Raw genomic sequence first — 16061 nt, forward strand, 5'->3', positions numbered from 1 at the left:
GCCGAGCGCCGGTCGGCACCGATCGGCGCGCCGGCACCCACGGCGCGCCGGCTCAGGCGTCGTTGCCGTCCGCTTCGGACTCCCCCAGCCTCGCCTCGACCGCCTCCGGCTCGTACATCTCCTCGACGACGCGCAGGTAGAGCTCGTTCGGGTTGGGCAGGTGCGGCACCTCGCGCAGCGCCTGGTCCTGCCCCGCCGACTCGAGCACGAAGGTGCCGTAGTTGAGCATCCGGCCCAGCGGGGACTGCTGGTATTTCATGTCGGTGACCCGCAGCAGCGGCATCATCGCCACCTTGCGGGTGATCAGCCCGTTGATCAGCATGACCCGCTTGTTGGTCAGGATGAACCTGTCCTGGAACCAGTCGAAGGCCCGCCAGCCGACCCAGATCAGCGACAGCACCCACAGCAGCACCACGACCGTCACTGCGATGTCGGCCTTGTAATGGGCCAGCAGGCTGCTGACGAAACCCATCAGGAAGGTGGCGACGATCAGCACGATGATCGGGACGATGATGTGGATCCAGTGCCGGCGCCACTCCCCGCGGTATTTCTCCGTCGGGAACAGGTAACGCGCCACGTAGGCGCTGGGCTCCGGCTCGACCGAGGTGACGCGGCGCGGGCCGTCGTTGGGCAGCCCGGTGGCCGAGTCGAAGTCGTCGGTGTCGGAGTAGCCGCCGGTCGGTTCGATCGGCGGTGGAATGTCGGCCGGACCGCTGGGTGGCGGCGAATCGCCGTCGCCCAGCAGGTCGTCGGCCCGGTTTCGTGGGGGATGCGCCATTCCGGGGATGGGCTCGGTATCGCGCCGGGCGTCATCCGCCGACCGGTCGGCCTCGTCGCGGTGCATCCCTCAAATTAACCCACGAGGCTGGAGAAGAAGTTACCCACGCCGGTCAGAATGTCGACAATGCCGCCGCCGATGGTCTTGGCGACCGTCGCGGCCGAAGTGGGCTTGTAGGCGATGAAGAAAATCAGGAAGGCCAGGCCACCCCAGGTGAGGATCTTCTTGATCATTGTCCCTCCCCGACGTCACTTATCGCTACTGAGCGTATCAGCTAGACGCCATACTGTGAATCTCCAGCGCTGAATTCACCAGGGTAATCAGCCACGATTCCGGCACCGTGTGACGTCACCCTCCAACACGGTACCCGACGATCCGGCCATGGTCCGCCGCCACGTACCACGCCGGTACGCACAGTGTTCGGGCATCCTCGGCGATTCGGCCGACGCCGCTGGTCGGGGCGGATCTGCTCAGCGGAGCGCGGACAGGTACGGCGACAACGCTCCGTACACGAGTTCCGCGGGTCGGGAATCGGTGAGATCGTGCAGCACGATGTGCTCGGCCAGCACGTAGCCGGCCGACGCCGGATGGGCGATCGCGTACAGCCAGAGGCCCTTCGCCTCGCCGACGTAGACGCTGCGGTCGTCGACCGACGGCACCGACCACAGCGGCGTCGGATGGCCGCCGGCGACGATCTTCGCGTGCGCGACGCCCGCGGACACCGCCGCGGCCAGCACCGGGCCCGGATCGGTACCCCCGATGCCGGCGAACCAGCAGCCCAGCCCGACACCCGGCTCCTCGGCCACCAGGACGACGTCGGCGGGGCCGCCCAGCGGCGCCGGGCCCGAGCAGGCCGTCACCGTGGCCACCGCGTCGGCGGGCGCGCCACCGGCCCAGCCGACGCCGGTGAGCACCCAGTCCGGCAGCGGCGGCCACGGGCACCACAGCGGCACCCGGCCGCCGGCACGCACCGCGTCCACCTCGGCCGGGCCGACCCGGTCCGGGATCTGCAACGGCGGCACCGGGCCGTGCCGCGAACAGACCCACTCGCCGTGCCCGGCGTCCGACCGGTGGACCGGCCGTCCGCATCGTGGGCACCTCGCCGCACTCACCCCACTCACGGTGATCGACTACCCCGGCCGCGTCAAGTCGACACCACCGGAGCCGGCTCGGCGGGCCGGGCCGCGTGCTGCCGGATCCAGGCATGCATGGCGATGCCGCTCGCCACGCCGGCGTTGATCGACCTGGTCGAGCCGTACTGGGCGATCGAGCAGACCAGGCTCGCCGACCGCCGGGCCGGCTCGGACAACCCGGGGCCCTCCTGCCCGAACAGCAGCAGGCTGCGCCGCGGCAACGCCACCGACTCCAGCGCCACCGACCCGGGCAGGTTGTCGATCCCGACCAGGGTCAGGCCGGTGTCCGCCGCATACGCCAGCAACTCGTCGATGCCCGGGTGGTAACGCACGTGCTGGTACCGGTCGGTCACCATGGCGCCGCGCCGGTTCCACCGGCGCCGACCGACGATGTGCACCTCGCGGGCCAGGAACGCGTTCGCGGTGCGCACCACGGTGCCGATGTTGAAGTCGTGCTGCCAGTTCTCCACCGCCACGTGGAAGTCGTGCCGGTGGGTGTCCAGATCGGCCACGATCGCCTCGCGCCGCCAGTAGCGATAGCGGTCGACCACGTTGCGGCGGTCACCGCCGGCCAGCAGCTCCGGATCGAGCCGCGGGTCGTCCGGCCACGGGCCCGCCCACGGGCCCACCCCGACGCCGCTGTCCTGTTCGTCGTGCACGATCCGACGATACGGCGCCGCCGATGCCGCGACGCCGTGCGCCGGGTCAGCGGGGCGGCTCGAACGGATCGCCGAAGGCGGCGCTCAGGTCGGCCAGGAACCGCCGCTCGGCCGCCGAGACCGCCTCCCCGCCGAAGCCGAGGAACCCACCGGACCGCGCCGCGGCACAGACCCGGTCGGCGATCGCGACGACCCAGTCCCGGTATGCCGCGGCGTCGGCCGGCGCGGCCTTGGCGGCGAGCACCCCGGCCGCCCGGCGGCAGGCGGCGAGCACGTCGGCGACGCCACGGGCCCGGTCGTTGAACTCGACCGCGGCCGGCTGGGGCGCCTCGGTGTCGTCGTCGGTCCACAGTTCGGCGGCGACCCGGCGCACCAGCGGGCTGTCCGAGTGCCGGCCCGACTCGATGGCGCGGTCGCCGGCGAGTCCCTCGTCGATCGTGCGGCGCATCCCGTCCGCCTCGGCGGAGGTCGCCGCGATCACCACCCGCTCCGGCAGCTCGACGAGCAGCTGCCACTCGTGCGGGTTGAAGTCGGTGACGTCACGGTGCTGCGTCTGACTGGTCATGCTGCCTCCGCACCCTCGGCTCCTGCTGAGAGACCGTCGGGGAGCCTCGTGGCCGGCTGCGCCGCCGAGGTCCGCCAACAACCTCCCAGGATAGAGCCGGAATGTCCGGTGACGGGGCCGTCTGGGCCGGATGCCGCCACGTCGAGTGTCGGATCGGCGACGGTACGTCGGACGTTCCTGCGGTAGGTCAGCGGACCAGGTCGCTGCCCCAACCGTCGTAGTCCCCGCCGTGCGCCAGCACGACCGCCTGCACCTGCACCGACACCTCGTCGATGGCGGTGAGCGGGGCGGCCCGTACCGCGGTGAGGGTGACACCGCCCTCCGGGTCGGTGCTCGCCGTGACGCGGTAGCCGAGCGCACCCAGCTCCTTGCCGGTCGCACCGGCACCGGCCTGGTCGGCGAAGTGCGCCGAGTGCTCGATCGGCCGCGGCACCTCGACCCGGTCGCCGCGTGCCACCAGCGCCGCCACCAGCGGACGGTTGTAGCTGCGCTGCTCGGCCGCCGGGTCCTTGCTGAACACGGCCCGCACGTAGCTCCAGTCCGGGTCCGCCTCGGCGTGCTGCACCGGTACCGCCGGACCGGTCGGCAGTTCGGGACCGGCCGGCAGCCTCAACTCCCCCGGTTCGGCCGGCAGCTGGAACACGAACGTGCACTCGCCGTCGCTGATCACCCGGCCCACGTACTGCCCGTCCGCCCGCTTGGCCACCTCGGCGGCCAGCTTGTCCTCGAACACGTACAGCTGGTGCGCGGCACCGGCCGCCGGCGAGCCGTCCGGGCGGGTGGCGCCGAACGCGACCCGCACGGTCAGCCGGACCGGCAGCTCCGCGACCGGCGCGGCGGCCACCGCGGCGAGGTCGGCGTGCAGCATCGCGTCGGCCTCCGGCCGGTCCGCGGACGCCGGCACCCGGCCCGGGAAGGTCTGCCAGTCCGGCTCCCAGCTCGGCTTGTTGCGGCGGAACAGCGGCACGGCGGCGACTCCCTCGGGCTCACGGTTCGGTACCCGGGCCCGGAACCATCGTGGTCCTGGCCCGCCGACGCGGCGACCGGTTCCCGGCCACCGCCGGCAAGTCTGCCGTACCGGCCGGCCACCCGCCCGGCCGGCACGACACCCGTCCGACCTGGCGGGACCGCGGGCGGTGGTGCTCCGGTCGAGACCCGGCGGGTACCAGCACCGGACCGCGCACCAGGGGCATCCCACCGGAGCCGGGCGGCATGCCAGACTCTGCGCATGCAGGGGCAGACCATCACTCGGGCCGGCGCCGACGACGAGGTACCGGACGATCCCCCGGTCCGGCGGCTGGCCCCGCGCGGCCGCTGGATCCGGGTGGCGGTCGCGCTCGCCGGCGCGGCGCTGCTGCTGGTCGGCACGCTCGCCGGGCAGGACGACGACTTCCCGTTCGGCCCGTTCCGGATGTACGCGACGGCCGACAAGCTGAACGCGCCGGTGCACGACACCCGGCTGCACGCGGTCGACGCGGCCGGCCGGCAGCTGCGCCTCACCGACGAGCAGACCGGGTTCCGCCGAGCCGAGCTGGAAGGGCAGCTGCCCCGCATCCGGCGGCACCCGGAGCTGCTCGGCGCGATCGCCACCGCGTACCACCGGCGGCAGCCGGGCGCGCCGCGGCTGGTCCGCATCGACGTGGTGGTGCGGCTGCTCGCGTTGCGTGACGGCCGGCCCACCGGCTCCTACACCGAACGCACCGAGGCCACCTGGCGGGCCCGGTGACCGCATCGCTCCGGGCGCTCGGGCGCTGGTTCACCAGCCCGGTACCGCTCGGCCGGATCGCTGCGTTCCGCACCGTCGTGTACCTGTTCGTGGCCGCCGACCTGGTGCTCTTCACGCCGTGGGTGCGGCTGCACGCCGACGTGCCCGGCACGCTCTACCAACCGCTGCTGATCGGCCGGCTGCTGCCGCTGCCGACGCCCGGCCACCTGCTCGTCACGGTGCTGTTCTGGGTGCTGCTCGGCACCACCCTGGTGGCCGCCACCGGCCGCGCGCCGCGGCTGCTCGGCTGGCTGGTCTTCGCCCTCTACCTGGAGTGGATGCTCATCGCGATGAGCTACGGCAAGGTCGACCACGACCGGTTCGACCTGCTGGTGGCGCTCGCCGTACTGCCCACGGTCGGCGCGGCACGGCACGGCGACCCGACCCGGTCGGAGAAGGCCGGCTGGGCCCTGCGGTGCACCCAGCTCGCCGTGGTCGCCACCTACTTCCTGTCGTCCTGGGCGAAGTTCCGGTTCGGCGGGCTGGAGTGGCTCACCGGGGCCACCATGGCCCGGGCGGTGCTGCGCCGCGGCACCGAACTCGTCGAGTGGTCCACGCACGTACCGCACCTGCTGGTCGTGGTGCAGTTCCTGATCGTCGCGTTCGAGCTGACCACGCCGATCGTGTTCCTGCTCCGCGGCCGCTGGTACCACCTGCAGGTCGCGCTGATGTACGCGTTCCACCTGATGGTGTTCGCCGCGGTGACGATCAGCTTCGTGCCGCACCTGATCGCGATGACGAGCTTCCTGCCGCTGGAGCGGGTACGGCCGGTGCGCTGGGTGCGGCGGCTGGCCGACCGGCGACCGGACCCGGCGAGCACCGAGCCGGCCGAGCCGTCGCCCGTCGGCGACACGATCTAGGCCGGCAGCAAGCCCGCTGACAGTGCCGGTCGGCTGGACCGGCAGCAAGCCCGCTGACAGTGCCGGTCGGCTGGGCCGGCAGCTCGCCGGGTCAGTGCCGGTCGGCGGCGGGGAGCGCGCAGGCCGCGGTACCGCCGGGCATCAGGTCACGGTGCCGGGCGACCCACCGGTACGCCGGCCAGGCCAGCCAGCGCACCGGCGGCGCGCCGAGCGCCACACCCAGCGGCCGCCAGAACGATCCGGCATCGCGCAGCAGCCGGGCGATCGCGTCCGGTCCGGCCGCGACGCCGGCCGGGTCGATCCACTGGACGGCCGCGTCGGCCTGCTGCTGGCTGACGCCGAGCGCGTCGAGGTCGGCCCGCTGCCAGGGCAGCACCGCGGCCCGGGTCGGGATGTGCCGCTCGACGAAGCCCGCGCAGCGCGAGCAGAACGCGCAGTCACCGTCGAACAGGAACGTGGGGCGCTCGCCGGTCATACCGCCATCCTGCCCCTGGCCGGTACCACCGGCCAGCGTCCGGGCCGGTGTCCCCCGACACCGGCCCGGACGCAGGTCGCAGCGGCGGTCGACTCGTCGTGGGCAGCGACTCCGCCGCGGCGGCTCGACCTCGGCGGCCCGACCGGCGGCGGAGTTCAGTGGCCGGCGGCGCGCAGCGACTCGACCGCGGCGGCGGCCGCGGCAGCGATCGCCGCGTTCATCGGCCGCTCCTGCCCGCTCCGGTCGGTACGGGTGAAGGCGGCGACGGCGTAGCCTCGGCCGTCCGGACAGGAGACGACACCGATCTCGTTGCGGATCACCCCGGCGAGACCGCCGGACTTCGCGGCCACCCGTACCGGCGGGGCGAAACCGGCGGCGATCCGGTTCCGGGTCAGCTGGCGACCCATCAGCTCGCGGACCCGGGCGCAGGCCGCTGCCGGGGCCGCCGCATCGGACCAGATCAGCCGCAGCAACTCGACCTGCTGGCGGGCGGTGCTGCGGGTGCCGGTGGCCGGCGTCAACTCGCGCGCGGCCCGCACCAGTCCGTCGACCCGGCGTACCTGGTCGGCCGGCGGGTCGGTGTCGAACCAGCGGGCCAGCTCGTCCCAGCCGGCGAACCCGGCGTCGCGGCCGATCGAGTCGACCACCTCGCGCTCGTTCCCGGTCACCACCGTGTCGGTCAGCCCCAGCGTGGCCAGCGCCGCGTTGAGTTCGTCGACGCCGATCATCGCCAGCAGCGCGTCGGTCGCCACGTTGTCGCTGATCGTCAGCGTCGGCGCGACCAGGTCGCGGGCCGAGACCGTCACGTCGTCGCGAAACAGCGAGAACCCGACCGGGCCGGGTGATCGGTCCGCGGCCGGCAGCGTGACCCGCCGCTGCGGGTCGAGCCGGCCGTCGGCGAACCGGCGCTCGGCCTCCAGCGCGATCGGGACCTTCACCACCGACGCGAGTACCACCGGCTCGTCCCCGTGCAGCCCGACCGATGCGCCGTCGGTCAGCGACGACACCAAGATCGCGCCCCGGCACTCCGCCCGCTCGAAGATCTCCCGCAGCTCGTCCACGCCCCGAGTCTCCCAGCGCACTCCGCACCCGCCCGCCGGGTCCGGGCGTTCGGTTCATCCGCCGCCGCGCGCCGCTAGGGCGTGTCTTCGTGGCTCCGCCCGGGCGAGCCGGAGTCCGTTTGTTCGCTCGCAAGGCGCAGGTGCGGGTGCATGCCGGTGTCGTATAGGCCCGTGCCGACCACGCCGCGAGCGGGCGAACGGGCCCGGCGCAGCCGGGTGGCTGGCCATGAAGACACGCCCTAGGCTCGGCGCCCCCGGCGCCATCGGAGCGGCGGGCACGAGGAGGCCGATGATGCCGTTCGGATCGCCGAGCCGGGACAGGGCGCGAAGCAACGGCGCGGGCCCGGTTCGGGCGGGCGGCGTCATCGCACGCGGAGCCGTCGGGTACCTGATCTCGGCGGTCACGTTCGGCTGCCTGAAGTTGTTCGTGGCGAACGGCTGCAACTGGGGGGACGACACCGCGCTCTCCGTCCTGCTGGCCGCAACGCTGCTTGCGGTGCTGCTCACGGTGCTCGGCGGCTGGGCACTGCGGTCCCGCCGCCGGCTGTCCCGGGCGGCGAGGTTCGCCGTTCTGCTGATGGTGCTGATCGGGCTCGCCGCGATCTGGCTGATCGGCTGGTACGCCTCGACCTTGCCGTCCGGCTGCCCGGTGTGAGGCCCGAACCGCCGGAACGACGGCCTGCGGACGTGCGGCCGGCAGGGTGGTACGACCGGATCCGCGGTTTCGGTGGACGATCGATCGAACGTGTGTTCGAATGGATGCATGCGTTGGGAACAGCAGCGGGCCGATCACCTGGCCGAACAGGCGTTGCCGCTCGGGCTGCCCGATCCGGTGGCGCAGCGGCGCGGGTCGGGCCGGGCCGGCCTGCAACTCGCCCCGACCGGCCCGGTCATCGCCGGCACCGAGGACGCGATGGCCATCGAGATCCAGGCCAAGTCGCTGATCAACCGGGTGCCGGGCGAGTCGGCGATGCCGTTTCGCTGGACCATCAATCCCTACCGGGGCTGCACCCATGCCTGCGTGTACTGCCTGGACGGCGCGACCCAGGTGCTGCTCGCGGACGGGCGCTCGCGTCCGATCGCCGAGCTGCAGGTCGGTGACGAGATCTACGGAACCCGTCCCGACGGCGTCCACCGGCGATACGTCCCGACCCAGGTGCTGGCGCACTGGCGAACCGTCAAACACGCGTACCGGGTCGCCCTCGCGGACGGCACGACCATCGTGGCCAGCGGCGATCACCGTTTCCTGACCGAGCGGGGCTGGAAGCACGTGCGCGGTGCGACGAACGGCGCCGCACGACGGCCGTTCCTCACCACCGGCGACACGCTGCTGGGCACCGGTTGGCTCCCGGTCCCGGCCGATGCGGAACCCGACCGCAGCCGCGGGCGCCGGTCCGGGTTCGGTCGAGGCAGCGGCACCCTCGGCACCGACACCTCTGTTCACAGCACCGTCGATCGCTTTCGGTTGGCACCGGCTGGCGGCCAGACGATCGACCGCGAGCGCACGCCGAGCGGCACCGCGGTCCGGTGCGCGGCGGGCCTGCGGGTCGTCTCGATCGAGGATCTCGGTGAGGAACGCGAGATGTACGACATCACGACCGGCACCGGGGATTTCGTCGCCAACGGCGTGATCAGCCACAACTGCTTTGCGCGGAACACGCACACCTATCTCGATCTGGACGCCGGGCACGACTTCGATTCGAAGATCATCGTGAAGGTCAACGCCGGGCCGCTGCTGCGGCGCGAGCTGGCCTCGCCCCGGTGGTGCGGCGAGCCGATCGCGATGGGTACCAACGTCGACCCGTACCAGCGGGTCGAGGGGCGCTACCGGCTGATGCGCGAGATCCTGAGCGCGCTGCGCGATCACGCCAACCCGTTCTCGATCCTGACCAAGGGCACCCTGATCCAACGCGACCAGGACCTGCTGACCCAGGCCGCGGCGAGCACCGACGTCTCGGTCGCGTTCTCGATCGGGTTCCTGGACGAGACGCTGTGGCGGCTGGTCGAGCCGGGCACCCCGGCACCGTCACGCCGGCTCGACCTGGTCCGCCGGTTCACCGATGCCGGCATCGGCTGCTCGGTGCTGATGGCACCGATCCTGCCCGGCCTCACCGATCAGGAAGCCGAGCTGGATCGCACGGTCGCGGCCCTGGTCGGCGCTGGCGCCACCAGCATCACGCCGATCGTGCTGCACCTGCGGCCCGGGGCCCGCGAGTGGTACCAGGCGTTCCTCGCCCAGCACTTCCCTCGGCTGGTCCAGCCATACCGGCGGCTCTACCGCAACGGCAGCTACGCGCCGGCCGCCTACCAGCGCACGGTCGTGGCGCGGGTGCGGGCCGCCTGCCGGCGACACGGCCTGCCGGACCGCTCGCCGGACAACTTCCGCGAGGTCGGCGACGGGGCTCCGGCTGGGCCGGCGTCGCGCCGGCCGGCCGAGCAACTGCGACTGGTCTGATGCCGGATGCCCGGTCTGGGGTGAAACATCCGTGCCGCGACCGGCTGCGTGCGTGCGACAGGTAGCCTCGGGGCACACCGCCCCGGACTCGCGTCTGCCGTTGGGCGGCACGCTGGTCACGCTCCGAACGGGGCGGTCAGGGAAGGAAACACCGATGAGCTGGCCAACGCCCCGGGCGAGCCACCGGGCGGCCCCTACTACGACGAGCAGCCCTACTCGCCGTACGCATTGCCCGCCGGCAGCGATTCCCCGCCGTACGGGCCGCCCCCGCCCTACGGGCAGCCGCAGTACGGCCAGGCCCCGCCGTACGGGCCGCCCCCGTCGTACGGGTATCCGGTGCAGCAGCAGCGCACCAACGCGATGGCCATCGCGTCGCTGGTCTGCTCGCTGTGCGGCATCTTCGTCGTGCCGCTGGCCGCGTCGATCGCCGGCATCATCTTCGGGCACGTGGCGAAGAAGCAGCTGAAGACCTCCGGCGAGGAGGGCGACGGTCTGGCCACGGCCGGGCTGATCGTCGGGTACATCTTCGGCGGGCTCTACCTGCTGGGCTGCCTCGGCTACATCGGTTTCGTGGTGCTGGCCATCGGCGCGGTGGGCGCCAGCGGCGGCTACGACAGCGGTTCCGGCGACTACAGCTTCGTGCTGCCCGTGCTCACCGGCCTGTTCGGCGGCTGACGGCCGGTCGGCCGGCGCGGCGGCACGCGCAACGCCACCGCCCGACCGATACCGGCCCGGCCGGCGCCCTGCCGGCGCCGGCCCTGCCCGGTGCCGGTCAGCTGCGGTAGTGCGCTTCCCGGATGCTGTTGCCGCCGTCCACCACGATCAGCTGCCCGGTGACGTACGAGGCGGACGGGGTGCACAGGAACGCGATCACCGCCGCGACCTCGTCCGCGGTGCCCGGCCGCCCCATCGGGGTGTCCAGTCCCTGCCGCAGTTCGGTCAGGGTGGACGCATCGGTGTGCACCAGCCCGGGGGCCACGGCGTTGACGGTGACGTTGTCGGCGACGAGTTCCATCGACAGCGCCCGGGTGAGGCCGAGCACGCCGGCCTTGGCCGCGGCGTACGCGCCCTCGGTGGGCATCGCGTTGATCGGCCCCTCGGTGGCGGACACGCTGACCACCCGGCCCCAGCCGCGCTCGGCCATCGCGCCGACCACGGCGCGGCTCATCAGGAACGCGCTGGTCAGGTTGCGGTCCAGCTCGGCTCGCCACTCCTGGTGGCTGAGCTGGGTGACCGGCCGGAACACCTCCGGGCTGGTCTTGGAGGCGAGGCCGGCGTTGTTGACGAGTACGTCCACGTCGCCGAGCTGGTCGGTGACGGCGTCGGCGAGCGCGCCGACCTCGGACTCGTCGGTGAGGTCGGCGACGAATCCGGTGGCGCCGAGTTCCTTGGCCCGGTCGTGGATGCGGCCGGTGGTGGACACGATCGCCACGTTGGCACCCATCGCCGCCAGCCGTCGCGCGGTGGCGAAGCCGATGCCGTTGGGGCTGCCGGCGCCGGTCACCAGGGCGGTGCGCCCGGTCAGGTCGTCGGTCAGCGGAGCCGGGAGATCCTGCCTCGTCTGGTCGGTCATGCCGTGATCCTCCCTTTTCCGCGCGCGGCTGCGCAACGATCCACGCGGCCGGTCTCCGGCGGTACTGCGAAGGTACGGTCCTCGGCGTCGTTCGGTACGGTGTTTCGCCGCGCCGGCGGCACCCGGTGCCGGGCCGGCCGCCCGGTACCACGGTGGCGGGCGCGGAGCGGGTGCGGTACGACGGAGTTGTCGCGAGTCGTGGTCCCGGGTGCGGGACGCCGCGACCGCCGGCGCATCGATCCAGGACTGCGGGTGAATCATGACAACCGACCCAGAAACCGAGCCGGGCGAACCAGCCGGCCGCGACGATGCGCTGACCGCCGCGCAGGGCGCGGCACTGGTCCGGCTGGCGGTGCAGACGGTCCGCCGCCGGCTGCTCGGCGCGGAGCCGGACGTGGCGCCGCCGCCGACGCCGGCGCTCGCGCAGCGGGGTGCGTCGTTCGTCACGCTGGAGCGGCGGGGCCGGCTGCTCGGCTGCATCGGTTCGCTGCAGCCGGTACGGCCGCTGTTCCTGGACGTGAGCCGCAACGCGGGCCGGGCGATGCGCGACCCGCGGCTGCCCCCGGTGTCGGCGGACGACTGGCCGGAGCTGGACGTCGAGGTGTCGGTGTTGACGCCGGCCGAGCCGATGCCGGTCGCCGGCCGGGCGGAGCTGGTCGCGGCGCTGCGGCCGCGGGTGGACGGTCTGGTACTGACCGACGGGGTGCGGCGCTCGACGTTCCTGCCGGCGGTGTGGGCGAAGATCAGCGATCCGGCGGTGTTCCTGGACCGGCTGCTGGTCAAGGGCGGTTGGGCCCCCGGCGGCTGGCCGACCGGGCTTGCCGCCAGCCGGTACCGCACCGTCGAGTTCCACGACCGCGCGCCGCGCGGCCCGCTCGGCGGCGGGTCGGCGGCGGCCGGCTGACGGACGCGCCACGATCGGTCAGGATGGTGCGGTGACGAACTCCCCGGAGGAACCGGTACCGCTGATCGTCGAGGCGATGCGGAAGGCATCGGTGGCCTGGCTCGCGGATCTGCCGGGCCGGCCCGCGGCACGCGCCAGCACGGTGTGGTGCGCGTGGCTGGACGGCGCGCTGTACGTGGTGTCCGGGCCGGGCGAGCAGTCGGTGCCGGGTCTGGCGGACGCCGAGGCGTGCACGGTGAGCGCACGCGGCGACACCGGCGGGCGGATCGTGACGTGGCCCGCGACGGTCGGCCGGGTCGAGCCCGGCGGCGAGGAGTGGGAGCGGGTGGTGCCGCAGCTCGCCGCGAAGCGGCTCAACCTGCCCGCCGACGAGGACACCGGCGCCCGGTGGGCAACCGAGTGCGTGGTGTCCCGGCTGGTACCGGCCGGATCGCCGGCTCCGCTGCCGGACGGTTCGCTCGCCGCGCCGGCACCGGCGACGCCCGCGGCGCGGCGCACTGCGACCCCGTTCCATCTGCATCGCACCCCGCGCCGCCGCTGACGTCCGAATGCGCGGCGGCGCGCCGGCTCCACCGAAACGGCGCGGCACGTCGGCGCGAGCGCGGCGTCCCGGGGGTCACGCGGCGCGTCCGCGCGGCGGCGCCCCCGCGGGGCCACGCGGCACGTCGGCGCGGGCGCAGCGCCCCCGCCGGGTCACGCAGCGCGTCGGCGCAGCGCGCGCCAGGAAGGCGGCGCGGCACGTCGGTGCGGCGCTGCGCGCGCCCGGGAGGCCGGGCGGCGGGTCAGCGCGGCGGTTCGCGCAGCTCGCCGGCTGCCACCGGGACCACACCGCCGGTGACCCGGCAGCAGGTGGCACGCCCGGCCACCGCGGTCACCGCGCCCGCCAGGGTGGACGGCCGCCCCATCTCGACGCCCTGCCGGACGGTGTAGCCGGAGTCACCGTCGGCCGGCAGCAGACCGACCGCCACCAGGTACGCGCCGTGCGCCAGCGCCGCCGAGCCGGTCGCCGGATCCTCCGGTACGCCGAGGTCACCGGCGAACACGCGGGCCCGCGAGGTGGCGCTCGCCGGATCCCAGGCGCTGACCGAGATGGTGTGTGCGACCGCGCGGATCCGCGCCAGGTCGGGCGCGGTGCGGGCCAGCGCGTCCGGTCGGACCAGCAGGTGTACCGAGTCGATTCCGGTGCCGGCGAGCCGCGGTGCGGGCCCGGCCAGGTCGGCGGCGCGCAGCCCGACCGCGTCGAGGTACGGGGCGGGGTCGAGCTCGGGTCCGACGGTCGGCGCACCGCCGGTGAGGGTGGCCCGCTCCGCGGTGGCCTCGACCGGAAGGTTGCCAGCGCCGCATTCCTGGATCAGCGGACCCGCCGCGAGTTGACCGAGCCGTACCAGGGTGGCGGCGGTACCGACGCTGGGATGCCCGGCGAACGGCAGTTCGGTGCGCGGGGTGCAGATCCGCACCCGGTAGCTGCCGCCGGAGGCCGGTGGCAGCACGAACGCCGTCTCGGACAGGTTGAACTCGCTGGCGATCGACAGCAGCTGGTCGGCGTCCAGCGCGTCGGCGCCGAACACCACGGCGAGCGGGTTGCCGGCGTACGGCCGGTCGGTGAACACGTCGACGATCTCGTACCGAAGCATGCCGAAACCGTAGGCGCCCGTCCTGGCCCGGGACAGGGCCACCTCGATGACGGTGGATCCCGGCCGACGAGGCCGCGGCCCGACCGGTGCCGGGCCGTACTGGGGCCCCGTGCCGGGCGTTTGCGCCGGTGACGGCGTGCTGACGGCAGGGCGACCGGCGCGGCCCGCCGTGCTGACGGTCGCCGACTCGTTAGGCTGGCGGCGTGGCAGCGGCGACCAGGGTGTACGTGGCGCGCCTGGCCGGGATCGTGGTGTACGACCCGAACGGTGACCAGGTCGGCCGGGTGCGCGACGCGGTGGCCCGTATGCGGCCCGGCAACGCGCCGCCCCGGGTGGTCGGCCTGGTGGTCGAGATCGGGGTGCGGCGCCGGATCTTCCTGCCGATCGGCCGGGTCACCACGATCGAGGCGGATGCGGTGCTGCTGTCGACCGGCACCCTCAACCTGAAGCGGTTCGAGAAGAAGCCGGGCGAGGTGCTGGTGCTGGAGGACCTGCTGGACCGGCGGGTGACGGTGGCCGAGCCGGGCGGCGACGCGCGGCCGGGCAGCGTGGTGGACGTCGGGATGGAGCAGGAACGCTCCGGGGTGTGGGCGCTGCGCCGGCTCGCGGTCCGCGCCACGCCGACGCACCTGGGCCGCCGCGGTCATCTGCGGCAGGTCGACTGGGAGCAGGTCACCGGGCTGTCCGAGGCGGCCGGCGAGCAGGGCACCGCGAACCTGCTCGCGGTGCTGGACCAGATGCGCGCCGCGGACCTGGCGAACACGTTGCAGGACCTGTCCGGCCGGCGCCGGATCGAGGTGGCCGGCGCGCTGCACGACGACCGGCTGGCCGACGTGCTGGTCGAGCTGCCGAACGACGACCAGGTGGAGATCCTGGAGTCGCTCGGCGTCGAGCGCGCCGCCGACGTGCTGGAGTCGATGGATCCGGACGACGCCGCGGACGTGCTGGCCGAGCTGCCCGAGCCGGAGAAGGACGAGCTGCTCGCGCTGATGGAGCCGGCGGAGGCGGCGCCGGTGCGGCGGTTGATGGACTACGCGCCCGGTACCGCGGGGTCGATCATGACGACCAATCCGGTGATCCTGCTGCCGGACGTGACGATCGCCGAGGCGCTGGCCGCGATCCGGGAGCCGAAGCGGTCGCCGGTGGTCGCCGCGCAGGTGTTCGTCAGCCGGGCGCCGGCGGCGACCCCGAGCGGCCGGTTCCTGGGCATGGTGCACTTCCAGCGGCTGCTCCGGGAGCCGCCGTCGGACCTGGTCGGCGGCGTGGTGGTGGACGACCTGGATCCGGTCGGGCCGCAGACCCCGATCTCGGAGGTGACCCGGCAGATGGCCACCTACGACCTGGTCGCGATGCCGGTGGTCGACGAGCTGAACCGGCTGGTCGGCGTGGTGACGGTGGACGACGTGCTGGACCACCTGCTGCCCGAGGACTGGCGGGACCGGGACCGTGCCTGACGGGGAGCGCCCGGTGCGCGGCCGGTTGGATCAGCCTCGGGTGCCGGGACGGTTCCGGCTGCCGCGCTGGGACGCGGACACGTTCGGCCGGTTCGCCGAGGCCGCCGCCCGGTTCATGGGTACCGCCCAGTTCATCGTGGTGATGACGGTGGTGGTGATCCTGTGGGTGAGCTTCAACCTGATCGGGTTGGCCGGGATGCGGTGGGATCCGTACCCGTTCATCCTGCTCAACCTGTTCTTCTCCACCCAGGCGTCGTACGCGGCGCCGCTGATCCTGCTGGCGCAGAACCGGCAGGACGACCGGGACCGGATCCAGGCCGACGCGGACCGTCGGCGGGCCGCCGCGCAGAAGGCGGACACCGACTACCTCGCCCGGGAGATCGCCGCGCTGCGGATCGCGCTGAGCGAGGTGGCCACCCGCGACTTCGTCCGCTCCGAACTCTCCCGGCTGATCGAGGAGATCGACCGGCGGGACCCGCCGAGCCCGGTCCCGGCGCCGACGGCGGAGCCGTGACGGCGCACCGCGTCGGAGCCGACACGGTCCGTCGTGGTTGCAGTGGCGTGCGTAACCGGGATCCGGTGTCGTCTCCCACATCGGGCCGCAAGTACTGAACGAACCAGCAGGTCGCCGCCACTGTAGAAGGGCCACGAGGTTCCTCCGGCCGGCGACCATCGCCCGTCCGGCAGGCCTCCCGCCCCCGAGAGGACGACGGTGCCCCCGACGAGACCCGAGCCGCCGCCGGCG

At 73.7% G+C, this 16061-nt stretch carries 19 protein-coding genes; 9 read left to right on the forward strand and 10 right to left on the reverse strand.

The genetic code is table 11. From position 1 onward, the window contains the following. Positions 1 to 52: 52 nt before the first annotated feature. From Athai_RS21305 to Athai_RS21330, 6 genes are all read right to left on the reverse strand, one after another. Positions 53 to 844 (reverse strand): PH domain-containing protein, encoded by a 792-nt coding sequence (locus Athai_RS21305; RefSeq protein ID WP_203963139.1) that lies wholly within the window; start codon positions 842 to 844, stop codon positions 53 to 55. Between the two features lie 8 nt (positions 845 to 852). Continuing rightward, the gene (locus tag Athai_RS21310) at positions 853 to 1011 is read right to left on the reverse strand and encodes a hypothetical protein (RefSeq protein ID WP_169745903.1); all 159 of its coding nucleotides are present in this window, start codon (positions 1009 to 1011) and stop codon (positions 853 to 855) included. Between the two features lie 237 nt (positions 1012 to 1248). Continuing rightward, entirely contained in the window at positions 1249 to 1899 is a 651-nt protein-coding gene (locus tag Athai_RS21315; RefSeq protein WP_338028151.1) for a DUF6758 family protein, read from the reverse strand. A 23-nt stretch (positions 1900 to 1922) separates the two neighbouring features. Next, complete coding sequence (locus Athai_RS21320) at positions 1923 to 2570, reverse strand: TrmH family RNA methyltransferase (protein ID WP_420829796.1); 648 nt, start codon at positions 2568 to 2570, stop codon at positions 1923 to 1925. 46 nt (positions 2571 to 2616) lie between these two features. After that, positions 2617 to 3135, reverse strand: coding sequence for a hypothetical protein (locus tag Athai_RS21325; protein ID WP_203963141.1), 519 nt, complete (start codon positions 3133 to 3135; stop codon positions 2617 to 2619). Positions 3136 to 3322: 187 nt separating this feature from the next. Beyond that, positions 3323 to 4102, reverse strand: coding sequence for a DUF695 domain-containing protein (locus Athai_RS21330; protein ID WP_203963142.1), 780 nt, complete (start codon positions 4100 to 4102; stop codon positions 3323 to 3325). A gap of 261 nt (positions 4103 to 4363) precedes the next feature. On the opposite strand from Athai_RS21330, the gene Athai_RS21335 reads away from it, so the two are divergent. Both Athai_RS21335 and Athai_RS21340 read left to right on the forward strand, forming a co-directional pair. Further along, positions 4364 to 4861, forward strand: coding sequence for a hypothetical protein (locus Athai_RS21335; RefSeq protein WP_203963143.1), 498 nt, complete (start codon positions 4364 to 4366; stop codon positions 4859 to 4861). Further along, a complete protein-coding gene (locus Athai_RS21340; protein ID WP_203963144.1) occupies positions 4858 to 5760 on the forward strand; it encodes an MFS transporter permease in 903 nt (300 codons plus the stop codon). Before Athai_RS21335 ends, Athai_RS21340 begins: the two co-directional genes overlap by 4 nt. A gap of 91 nt (positions 5761 to 5851) precedes the next feature. Here the strand turns inward: Athai_RS21340 and Athai_RS21345 are convergent, their stop codons facing one another. Continuing rightward, complete coding sequence (locus Athai_RS21345; protein WP_203963145.1) at positions 5852 to 6235, reverse strand: thiol-disulfide oxidoreductase DCC family protein; 384 nt, start codon at positions 6233 to 6235, stop codon at positions 5852 to 5854. 155 nt (positions 6236 to 6390) lie between these two features. Beyond that, positions 6391 to 7296 (reverse strand): serine hydrolase, encoded by a 906-nt coding sequence (locus Athai_RS21350; RefSeq protein ID WP_203963146.1) that lies wholly within the window; start codon positions 7294 to 7296, stop codon positions 6391 to 6393. Positions 7297 to 7585: 289 nt separating this feature from the next. On the opposite strand from Athai_RS21350, the gene Athai_RS21355 reads away from it, so the two are divergent. From Athai_RS21355 to Athai_RS21365, 3 genes are all read left to right on the forward strand, one after another. Further along, positions 7586 to 7951, forward strand: coding sequence for a hypothetical protein (locus tag Athai_RS21355; RefSeq protein WP_203963147.1), 366 nt, complete (start codon positions 7586 to 7588; stop codon positions 7949 to 7951). 108 nt (positions 7952 to 8059) lie between these two features. Beyond that, positions 8060 to 9751: an Rv2578c family radical SAM protein gene (locus Athai_RS21360; protein ID WP_203963148.1), complete on the forward strand. Its 1692-nt coding sequence runs from the start codon at positions 8060 to 8062 to the stop codon at positions 9749 to 9751. A 336-nt stretch (positions 9752 to 10087) separates the two neighbouring features. Beyond that, on the forward strand, positions 10088 to 10426 hold the full coding sequence (locus Athai_RS21365) for a DUF4190 domain-containing protein (protein WP_239157070.1): 339 nt from the start codon (positions 10088 to 10090) through the stop codon (positions 10424 to 10426). 97 nt (positions 10427 to 10523) lie between these two features. Here Athai_RS21365 and Athai_RS21370 read toward each other — a convergent pair whose 3' ends face one another. Beyond that, a complete protein-coding gene (locus tag Athai_RS21370; protein WP_203963149.1) occupies positions 10524 to 11324 on the reverse strand; it encodes an SDR family NAD(P)-dependent oxidoreductase in 801 nt (266 codons plus the stop codon). Positions 11325 to 11583: 259 nt separating this feature from the next. Between Athai_RS21370 and amrA the strand changes: the two genes are divergently transcribed. Together amrA and Athai_RS21380 are read left to right on the forward strand one after the other, a co-directional pair. Further along, complete coding sequence (gene amrA / locus Athai_RS21375; RefSeq protein ID WP_203963150.1) at positions 11584 to 12228, forward strand: AmmeMemoRadiSam system protein A; 645 nt, start codon at positions 11584 to 11586, stop codon at positions 12226 to 12228. Between the two features lie 31 nt (positions 12229 to 12259). After that, complete coding sequence (locus Athai_RS21380; RefSeq protein WP_239157071.1) at positions 12260 to 12769, forward strand: hypothetical protein; 510 nt, start codon at positions 12260 to 12262, stop codon at positions 12767 to 12769. A 241-nt stretch (positions 12770 to 13010) separates the two neighbouring features. Here Athai_RS21380 and Athai_RS21385 read toward each other — a convergent pair whose 3' ends face one another. Next, complete coding sequence (locus tag Athai_RS21385) at positions 13011 to 13862, reverse strand: PhzF family phenazine biosynthesis protein (RefSeq protein WP_203963151.1); 852 nt, start codon at positions 13860 to 13862, stop codon at positions 13011 to 13013. Between the two features lie 203 nt (positions 13863 to 14065). On the opposite strand from Athai_RS21385, the gene Athai_RS21390 reads away from it, so the two are divergent. Together Athai_RS21390 and Athai_RS21395 are read left to right on the forward strand one after the other, a co-directional pair. Continuing rightward, the gene (locus tag Athai_RS21390; RefSeq protein ID WP_203963152.1) at positions 14066 to 15316 is read left to right on the forward strand and encodes a magnesium transporter MgtE N-terminal domain-containing protein; all 1251 of its coding nucleotides are present in this window, start codon (positions 14066 to 14068) and stop codon (positions 15314 to 15316) included. Continuing rightward, positions 15309 to 15830: a DUF1003 domain-containing protein gene (locus Athai_RS21395; RefSeq protein WP_203963153.1), complete on the forward strand. Its 522-nt coding sequence runs from the start codon at positions 15309 to 15311 to the stop codon at positions 15828 to 15830. Before Athai_RS21390 ends, Athai_RS21395 begins: the two co-directional genes overlap by 8 nt. The last annotated feature ends 231 nt before the right edge of the window (positions 15831 to 16061 follow it).

It is taken from the genome of Actinocatenispora thailandica (assembly GCF_016865425.1).
GTDB classification, from domain to species: Bacteria; Actinomycetota; Actinomycetes; order Mycobacteriales; family Micromonosporaceae; genus Actinocatenispora; species Actinocatenispora thailandica.